We start from the raw sequence: 378 nt of genomic DNA on the forward strand, positions 1-378 counted from the left end.
GACGCATCAGAAATCGTCCACCCAGAGAGGTCGAGTGCGTCGCTTCCGGTATTCTCGAAGACGATGTACTCGTCGTTCAGGTTCTCACTTTCTTCGCCTTCGGCATCGGCGTGAACCTCTGCGACGGCAAGCGATACGTCTGCGGTGTCTGTCCCACCGTCGGTCGCGATTGGCGTGAGTGTCGACACGTTGCCTTCGGCTGTAACCTCGGTCCGCAGTGTTACCTCAGGCCCTGTCCCAGGTTCAATCGCTGCCCCATCACGGAGTTCTGTTGGACTGGTCGGTGCCTCCTGTTGTGTGCTAATCGTCACGCGTTCGCCATTGCTCGCAAAGACAATCGTCCCGTGAGTTGCAGTCCAGTACGTCGGGACTGACTGC

At 58.5% G+C, this 378-nt stretch carries 1 pseudogene; it reads right to left on the reverse strand.

Annotated elements, in window-relative coordinates:
• Positions 1-378, reverse strand: a pseudogene (locus tag AUR66_RS21690) (lamin tail domain-containing protein); the annotation flags it as partial.

This window comes from Haloferax profundi, assembly GCF_001469865.1.
In the GTDB taxonomy this organism is placed as follows: domain Archaea; phylum Halobacteriota; class Halobacteria; order Halobacteriales; family Haloferacaceae; genus Haloferax; species Haloferax profundi.